Genomic DNA, 7,748 nt, shown 5'->3' with positions numbered 1-7,748 from the left:
GGGGTTCACGGTGGAATTGGCACCGAATTCGATGTCGCCGCGCACCAGCGCATGGCCGGCAATCCAGCTATTTTCACCCAGCACCAGGCGGCTGGTGAAGATCGCGGCGTCGGACGCCACATAGGCCTTGGGCGCGAACGGCGCGCCGGCCCACAAGGCCAGTTTGGCTTTCCGCGCGACATGGACGGGACTGGCAATAACCACCGGCGGGCGATCCCAGGTCAGCCATTGCAGGCGCTCTGCATGATCGGCAGCCCTGATGGCCTCCTCGGCGGCCGACAGCGCATCGCGCCGGGAAAACGGGCTTTCGTCGTGGCTCAACAGGGTCATGCAAGGCGCTCCAGGATCGCCGGTTCAATAGCAAACTCAAGTGGTTGGCCGGCGACAAAGCGCTCGACTTCCTCAGTCACCAACTGGCCCAGCCGGAGGCGTTCGGTGCCGACTGCTCCGGCAACATGGGGCGTCAGGAACACATTGGGCAAGTGATAAAGTGGCGAATCCTGCGTCGGAATTTCGGGATCGGTGACATCGATCACGGCGTGGATGCGCCCGGTTTGCAGTTCGGCGATCAGCGCATGTTCGTCGATTATCGCCCCGCGCGCCGTGTTGATGAATGCCGTATTGGAGCGCATCAGCGCCAGTTCGCGCGCGCCAATCATATGCCGGGTCGAGGGCAGCGATGGCGCGTGAACCGACACCACATCCGAGCGCTGCATCAGCATATCCAGATCGACCAATTTGACCGTTTTGGCGATCGGATCGCTTGGACCAACAAACGGATCGCTTAGCAGCACCTCGAAATCGAAGGCCTCGAGAAATTTCGCCACCTTGCGCCCGATGCGAGACGCACCGACCAGGCCAATGGTGCGTCGATAATTGCCAATGGGCTGGTCCATTATCGCGTAGGTGGAGCGGCGGCTGGGGTCGGCGCGATAGAGGTCACGCAACTGGAACACGTGCTTGTTGGCGAAGATGATCGCCGCCAGCGTGAATTCGGCAACCGGCACCGCATTGGCGTCGGCGGCATGGGTGACGGTAATGCCGGCCTCATAGACTGCCGCGTCGAGGGTGTACTTCACCGTGCCGGCCGAGTGAGCGATCAGGCGCAACTTGGGCGCGGCAGCGACGACTTCGGCGGTAACCTGAGGGCAACCCCAGCCGGTGACCAGAATATCGAGATCGCGCAGGATGCGCCGCGCCTCGGGGGTGGAAAAATCCTGGATCGGGGTGGGCGAAACCACGTCGCAACACGCCGCCAACCGCGCCAGCGAAGCGTTATCGAAGACATACTTGGTTTTGTCCGCCGCCATGGCGAAGGCGAGCTTGGGTGCCATCAAAACCTCTCCGGCACCAGAATGGCGCTGACATCAATTCCCTCGCGGGCAAACAAGGCTTCGAGTTGGGCAACATCCGGCGCCTGGGGCGGCTTGGCCAGCGCCGCATCGGCAGCGGCGCCCACCGGCAATGCCATTGCTGCCGTGATCAGCACCGTCGCGCCCACAGGGATATCCCCGCGCAATTGCGGCACGATGGTTTTGGCGACGATCAGATTGGTGTTGGGGAAGGCCTTGTGCGCCCGCCCCGCCCGCTTGCCGGCCAGATCGAGAATGACACTGACGTCGGTCTCCGACCGCGCCAGCGCCCTGCCCGCACCATCGCCATAAATATCGGCATTCAAATCGGCCCGCCCGATGGCAAAGCCGCCTTCACTGGCCTTGAGCGCCCGCGGCGTGGTGATGCGATGCACGCGGATATGCCAGGGACTGGCCGCCAGCAGCCAGGTTTCGACGCTCACGTCGGCCCAGGGCTTCCAGCGCGCAAACAGCATATGGCCCGCGATTTGCGCCACTTCGTTGGACTCGCGGACACGGTAGTGGCGGCCATCGTCGGAAAACCCGATCATGCCGTCAAAGGCCGCGTTGTCAAAGCCACGCTCGTCAGATTCCACGGAAAAGCCATAGCGCGACGCATAGACGAACTTGGCGTATTTTTCGGCGCCGAAGCGCATTTGGTAGTTCTGCTGCCCGCTCGACAGCGCCACCACATTGCCCGGCGTCTGCAGCATCACCATGCCGGGATGCTTGAGCGGCAACGGCTCCTCACGCTTGACCGCCGGTGTCTCCTCCGCCGTCCAGAACGGATGATCCGCCGCCAGCGCCAGTGGCAGGAAGGCCTTTAGCGCCCAATAGGGCGAGCCGGCCGAGTTGTAATTCTCGCTCATCAACAGGTTCGGATAGCCGTAGCCGATCGACAAAATCCCATCGCGATTGGCGATGGGCTGCTTGGCCCACCAGCGCAGATGGCGCATGAAATGACCCTTGATCTCGCCCCAGGGCAGCGCCTCGACATCGGCAAAGGCCAGTGCCCCCCAGAACCCACCGCAGGCGAAGCGATAGGTCAGGCTGCGCCCAAAGGCGAGTACGCCGCCATCCTCATCAAACCAGCTCGTTATGTCCCTGGCAAACAGCGCAGCGCGCTCCTTGTAACGCGCCACGCGGGCTTCATCGCCGCGTGCCAGCTTGGCGTAGATCAGCCCGTAAAAGTGCATGGCGAAGGGAATGTAGTGATCGATCCGCCGCACATTGCCGTCGCGATACCAGCCCTCGCCGAGATAGAAACCGTCCAGTTCTTCCAGATATTTGTCGGTCAGCGACCGATCGAACTCGACCCCGCATTCCTCCAGCCCCAGATCGACCAGGATGCGGAAGAACTTCCAGTTATTGTCGGCATAATCGAACTGCCGCGCATGCTTGAGATAGGCCGCCAGATTATCCTTGGCCTTCTGCTCCAGCGGCTCCCACACCAGATGCGGCACCATGCGCAGGGTAAAGCCGATGGCCGCCAGTTCGACCATGCGCTGGTCGGTGGAATTGACCGTGCCCCAGTATTCGGGATGCTCCGGGTCCGTCCCATTGGCGAGGCCACGCCGATACAGCTCCCAATGCTCGAAATCACCCCCACCCGCCGCCAGTGGCGTCAGCCCCCAGAGCGGGCGCGCAAAGCCTTCGAGGTCCGCCGCCGCCCGGTCGAAATGCGCCGCCGCCGCGTCGAGCCGCACGCGTGCGCCGCCCTCGGAGAAATACGGCAACAACGGCGCGAACAGGTCGTTCAAACCCTTTTCGACATCGGCGCGACTGTGCAGCGGATTGCCGGCCAGCGGATTGGCGCTCAGCGGATCATAGGTCATCTAGGCATAAGTCCCGGTGGCGGGCGCTTCGTAGGCGCCCTTGAGGTCTAAACTTTCGGCGAAATGGCAGGCTGCTTGCTGCGCCGTGCCGTGGATCGGGCGCAAGGCCGGGCGCTCGGCGCGGCAAATGTCCTGCGCATAGCGGCAGCGGGTGTGGAACGGGCAGCCGACCGGGCGATTGCCCAGATAGGGAATTTCGCCCCGCACCTCGACATTGCGCCCCTTGCGCCGCAGCGGATCGGCGATCGGCAGGGCTTCCAGCAGCACTTCGGTATAGGGATGGCGCGGCCGCTCGAACAGCATTTCGGTGGGCGCATTCTCCACCACATGGCCCAGATACATGACGACCACGCGGTCGGCGATGTAGTTCACCACCCCCAGATCGTGGCTGATGAAGATATAGGTCAGCCCGAAATCGCTCTTGAGGTCCTCGAGCAGATTGAGAATTTGCGCCTGGATCGACACGTCGAGCGCCGACACCGCCTCGTCGGCAATCACCAGCTTCGGATCGAGCACCAGCGCCCGCGCGATGCCGATGCGCTGCCGCTGCCCGCCGGAAAACGCATGCGGGTAGCGCCCGACACCATCGGCCGCAATACCCACCTTTTCCAGTGTCGACACCACCCGGTCTTCCAGTTCCTTCCCCTTGGCAATCTTGTGGATGCGCAGCGGCTCGGCGACGATATCGAACACCCGCATATTCGGGTTGAGCGAACTCATCGGGTCCTGGAAGATCATGCGGATGTCCTGCCGCCAGGGCTTGATCTGCCGCTTGTTGAGCGCGGTTAGTTCGACCGCCTCGTGGCCTTTGGGGTAGTAGGTCACCGTGCCCGCCGTCGCCGGCTGCGCCTTGATGATGCAGCGGCCCAGAGTGGTCTTGCCGCAGCCGCTTTCGCCGACCACGGCCAGCGTTTCGCCTGCCTCGACAGTAAGGTTGACATCACTGAGGGCAGCAAGCGTGCGCGTTGGCCCGAACAGGCCCGAATTCAGCGAATAGCTCTTCGACAGGTTCTCGACTTTCAGCAGCGTGCTCATGCGTTCGCCTCCGCCATGACCGGCGCTTTTGTCAGCAGGTGGCAGCGCGCGACATGGCCATCACCCACCACCGTCCGTTCCGGCCGGATCGTGGCACAGGGTTCGAACGCGTGGGGGCAGCGGCTGGTGAAGGCGCAACCCTCGGGCCGGTCCGAGGCCGAGGGCACGGTGCCCTTGATCGGCGACAGGCGGACCCGGTCGGCCTTGCGCGCCATCTTGGGGATCGAGGCCATCAGCGCCCGCGTGTACGGATGCTGCGGGGCGCGGAACACGTCATAGACATTGCCCTGCTCCACCACATCGCCGAGATACATCACCGCCACCTCGTCGGCGATTTCCGCGACGACACCCAGATCGTGGGTGATGAACAGCATGGCCATGCCGTAATCGGCCTGCAACTGGCGCAGCAGGTCGAGGATTTGCGCCTGCGTGGTCACGTCCAGCGCCGTGGTCGGCTCGTCGGCAATCAACAGGTCCGGTGTGCAGGCCAGCGCCATCGCAATCATCGCGCGCTGCCGCAGCCCGCCCGAAAGCTGGAACGGATAGGCATCCGCCCGCTCCCGCGCGCCGGGAATGCCGACCTGATCGAGCAGCGCCACGGTGCGCTCGCGCGCCTGTTTCTGGTTCAGGCCCTCGTGGATCAGGATCATCTCGTCGATCTGGTCGCCAATGGTATGCACCGGCGACAGCGAGCTCATCGGCTCCTGGAAGATCATGGCGATCTTGTTGCCGCGCACCCTGCGCAACGGCAGGCTGTCCTGCTTGAGCGCAGCGAGATCGATGGTCGGCTCGTCCTTTTCGCTGAACAGGATCTTTCCGGTACGGATATTCGCGTTCTGGTCAAGCAGCCGCAGGATAGCCCGCGCCGTCACCGACTTGCCGCAGCCGCTTTCACCGACGAGGCACAAGGTCTTGCCGGCAGTCAGGGTCAGATCAACCTGCCGCACCGCCTCGATATCCGCCTCGTCGGGGGACGAGAAGGTGATGGACATGTTTTCGATAGCAAGGAGAGGTTTATCGACCATGGGGATCAGCGGCATCGCGAAGGCCGTCTCCGAAGAAATTGAGCGACAGGATGATCACCACCACGCAGATGCCCGGCGTCAGCAGCCAGGGCGCGGTGGCGAGCGTGCGAATGTTCTGCGCGTCCTGCAGCAGCGTGCCCCAGGAAACGATCGGTGCTTGCAGGCCCAGGCCGAGGAACGACAGCGCCGTCTCCGCCAGGATCATGCCGGGCACCGCCAGTGTTGCCGCGGCGATGATGTGGCTCATGAAGCTGGGCACCATGTGTCGGGTGATGATGCGCCAGTCGCTGGCGCCATCCAGTTGCGCCGCGGTGACGAAATCCTCGGTTCGTAAGCTAAGGAAGCGTCCGCGCACAACGCGTGCCAACTCGGTCCAGCCGATCAGCGACAGGATGACCGTGATGGCGAAATAGGTCTGGATCGCCGACCAATCCTTGGGCAAGGCAGCGGCGAGGCCGAGCCAGAGTGGAATGGTAGGCATGGAACGGATGAACTCGATCACCCGCATCACCACGCTATCAAACCAGCCGCCGTAATAGCCGGAAAACCCGCCGATAATGATGCCGAAGAACAGGCTGAGCGTGACCCCGGCAAGGCCGATGGAGAGCGAAATGCGCGTACCGTGGATCAGCCGGCTCAATAGATCACGGCCGAGACGGTCAGCCCCCAAAATATAGAGCGGGGTTTTTGGATCGGACACGCCGAACAGCTTGACCGACAGCGGGATGAAGCCGGCCAGCTTGTAGGGCTCGCTCGGGGCAAAGAACTGCAGCGGGATTTTCACCTCGGGATCGATGGCGAAGGTGCGCCGCATCGCCTTCTTGTCGATGGTCGATTTGTAGCCGTTGACATAGGGCCCGAACGCCCAGGAGCCATCCTCGTTGCTCGAAATGAACTGGATAGCCTGGGGCGGCGCATAGGTGTAACGCGGATTGTAGGCGCCCGGCTCAACCGGGGCGAGGAATTCGGCCAGCAGCGCCACGAGATAAAACGCGGCAACGATCCACAGGCCAACTAGCGCCAGCTTGTGCTGCTTGAACCGGCGCCACATCAGAGCGCGCTGGCTTTCGCGCACCGGCTTTTTAATGACTGCCGGAGCGGCGATATCGGTCATGGTTTCGCTGACCATCTATTTGCTCCCGAAGCGGATACGGGGATCGATCCAGGCCAGCAGCAGATCCGAAATCAGCGTGCCGATGACGGTGAGGATGCCCAACAGCAGGATGATTGCCCCGGCCAAGTACATGTCTTGCGACGTCAGCGAGCGCAGCAGCAGCGGCCCAGCCGTGGGCAGGTTGAGCACCACCGAGACGATCACCGAACTCGATACCAGCGCCGGCAGCAGCCAGCCGATGGTCGACACGAGCGGATTGAGCGCCACGCGGACGGGATATTTCATGATGGTGCGAAACTCGCTCAGCCCCTTGGCCCGAGCCGTGGTCACATAGGGCTTTTTCAGCTCATCGAGCAGATTGGCGCGCAGGATGCGGATCAGCTCGGCCGTGCCCGCCATCGATAGCACCAGGATCGGCGCCCAAGCATGGCTGGCGAAATCCACGATGCGGCCAAAACTCCAATGGGCGTTCTGGTATTCGGGCGAAAACAGCCCGCCAATGGTTTCACCAAACCAGATGAAGCTGAGATACATCAGGATCAGCGCGAAAAAGAAATTGGGAATGGCGAGCCCCAAAAAGCCCCCAATAGTCGCGAGGTAATCGCCCAGCGAATATTTGCGCACGGCGGCGTAGATACCGATAGGCAGCGCCACCAGCCACATCACGATGACGGCCAGCCCCTCGAGCAGGATGGAATTGCCGAGCCGGCCCCAGATCAATTCGCTGACCGGCGCCTTCCATTCGAAGCTACGGCCGAAATCGCCATGCAGGAGGCCAACGGTCCATTTCCAGTATTGCACCAGATAGGGTTCGCCGAAGCCGTATTGGTCGCGCAGCGCCTGGATCGCGGCGGGATCGACCCGATCACCATCAGCGCTGAGTTGCGCCACATAGGTGGTCAGATAATCGCCCGGCGGCAATTGGATGATGGCGAAGGCGATGAACGACACCGCCCAGATGGTGAACACCATCGATATCATCCGGTTCGTTATGAAACCCAGCATGGGGGTGTTCCTAAGTTTTCTGCGCTGACCTGGCAGTCGACACCCTTCCCCTTGCGGGGAGGGATCAAGGGAGGGGAGACGTTTAGCCACAGTCGAACATCGTGGCTCCGAACACCCCCACCCATCCTCCCCCGTCGAGGGGGAGGAGCCGCATCGTGGGCGTGGCGAAATCTCGCCACCGTCAATTCCATCCCCTCGCGGCAATTGGGAGCGCCGCGAGGGGCGGGAGGGATCAGCTCCAGGGGTTACTCAAAATACCACTGGAACGGATCATAGGGTGCCGGCGACGGGAACAGGTAAGCCTGCTTCAGCGTGTCCGGAATATTGTGCAGATTGTTCTTGGCCAGGTAGTAGCCGTCGCCAGGCAGGTTGATGCCGATGA

6 protein-coding genes and 1 pseudogene are annotated in these 7,748 nt (G+C 62.6%); all 7 read right to left on the bottom strand.

Annotation, left to right across the window (positions count from 1 at the left end):
- Nucleotides 1–330 (bottom strand): annotated as a pseudogene (locus tag JWP26_RS13160) (hypothetical protein); the annotation flags it as partial.
- Nucleotides 327–1,337 (bottom strand): hydroxyacid dehydrogenase, encoded by a 1,011-nt coding sequence (locus JWP26_RS13155; protein WP_299728278.1) that lies wholly within the window; start codon nucleotides 1,335–1,337, stop codon nucleotides 327–329. The pseudogene JWP26_RS13160 and the gene JWP26_RS13155, both read right to left, overlap by 4 nt.
- Complete coding sequence (locus tag JWP26_RS13150; protein WP_299728276.1) at nucleotides 1,334–3,187, bottom strand: DUF2264 domain-containing protein; 1,854 nt, start codon at nucleotides 3,185–3,187, stop codon at nucleotides 1,334–1,336. Before JWP26_RS13150 ends, JWP26_RS13155 begins: the two co-directional genes overlap by 4 nt.
- The gene (locus tag JWP26_RS13145; protein WP_299728273.1) at nucleotides 3,188–4,222 is read right to left on the bottom strand and encodes an ABC transporter ATP-binding protein; all 1,035 of its coding nucleotides are present in this window, start codon (nucleotides 4,220–4,222) and stop codon (nucleotides 3,188–3,190) included.
- Nucleotides 4,219–5,247: an ABC transporter ATP-binding protein gene (locus tag JWP26_RS13140; RefSeq protein WP_299728270.1), complete on the bottom strand. Its 1,029-nt coding sequence runs from the start codon at nucleotides 5,245–5,247 to the stop codon at nucleotides 4,219–4,221. The genes JWP26_RS13145 and JWP26_RS13140 overlap by 4 nt, the downstream gene beginning before the upstream one ends.
- Nucleotides 5,237–6,361: an ABC transporter permease gene (locus JWP26_RS13135; RefSeq protein ID WP_299728281.1), complete on the bottom strand. Its 1,125-nt coding sequence runs from the start codon at nucleotides 6,359–6,361 to the stop codon at nucleotides 5,237–5,239. Before JWP26_RS13135 ends, JWP26_RS13140 begins: the two co-directional genes overlap by 11 nt.
- A gap of 15 nt (nucleotides 6,362–6,376) precedes the next feature.
- Nucleotides 6,377–7,366 carry an ABC transporter permease gene (locus JWP26_RS13130; protein ID WP_299728267.1) on the bottom strand — a complete coding sequence of 330 codons (990 nt, stop codon included), beginning with the start codon at nucleotides 7,364–7,366 and terminating at the stop codon, nucleotides 6,377–6,379.
- Between the last annotated feature and the right edge of the window lie 382 nt (nucleotides 7,367–7,748).

The sequence above is a fragment of the Devosia sp. genome, assembly GCF_028290435.1.
In the GTDB taxonomy this organism is placed as follows: Bacteria; Pseudomonadota; Alphaproteobacteria; order Rhizobiales; family Devosiaceae; genus Devosia.
Note: the sequence above shows the minus strand (reverse complement) of the source record. Positions and strands in the feature narration are given on the sequence as shown.